At 62.3% G+C, this 856-nt stretch carries 1 protein-coding gene; it reads left to right on the top strand.

All coding sequences use genetic code 11. From position 1 onward, the window contains the following. Window positions 1-22: 22 nt before the first annotated feature. A partial coding sequence (locus tag VBO01S_RS33440) for a hypothetical protein (RefSeq protein WP_303621493.1) occupies window positions 23-856 on the top strand: 834 nt, incomplete at its 3' end.

Below are 856 nucleotides of genomic sequence, written 5' to 3' on the forward strand. Positions count from 1 at the left end.
GGTCGAAGTCGAAAGACTGTCGATGCTGCTTGTCGCCGTGCTCAAGCCAGACGATGTCGACGTCGACAGGCTGCTGACGTTGCTGTTCGTCGTGCTCAGGCCAGTAGACAGGCTATCGATGCCACTGGTCGCCGTACTCAAGCCCGACGACGTGGACGTCGACAGGCTGTCGATACGGCTGTTCGTCGTGCTCAAGCCAGACGAAGTCGAGGTCGACAAGCTGCCGACGTTGCTGTTCGTGGTGCTCAGACCCGTGGACAGGCTGGAGATACCGCTGGTGGCCGTGCTCAAGCCGCTCGACGTGGACGTCGACAAGCTGTCCAGGTTGCTGTTGGTGGTGCTCAGGCCGGTGGACAGGCTCGAGAAGCCACTGGTCGCCGTGCTCAAGCCCGTCGACAGGCTGTCGATGCTGCTCGTGGCCGTGCTCAGGCCGGACGATGTCGACGTCGACAAGCTGCTAATGCTGCTGTTCGCCGTGCTCAAACCCGACGACGTGGAGGTCGAGAGGCTGCCGACGTTGCTGTTCGTCGTGCTCAACCCAGTGGACAGGCTGGAGATGCCGCTGGTGGCGGTGCTCAGACCCGACGAGGTCGAGGTCGAGAGGCTGCTGACGTTGCTGTTCGTCGTGCTCAGGCCGGTCGACAGGCTGGAGATACCACTGGTCGCGGTGCTCAAACCAGAGGACGTAGACGTCGAAAGGCTGTCGATGTTGCTCGTCGCCGTGCTCAGGCCGGACGACGTCGAGGTCGACAGGCTGCTCACATTGCTGTTTGTCGTGCTCAAGCCAGTCGACAGGCTGGAGATACCGCTGGTGGCAGTGCTCAAACCAGACGACGTGGAGGTCGACAGGCTGCTG

It is taken from the genome of Variovorax boronicumulans NBRC 103145 (assembly GCF_001591345.1).
Classification (GTDB): Bacteria; Pseudomonadota; Gammaproteobacteria; order Burkholderiales; family Burkholderiaceae_C; genus Variovorax; species Variovorax boronicumulans.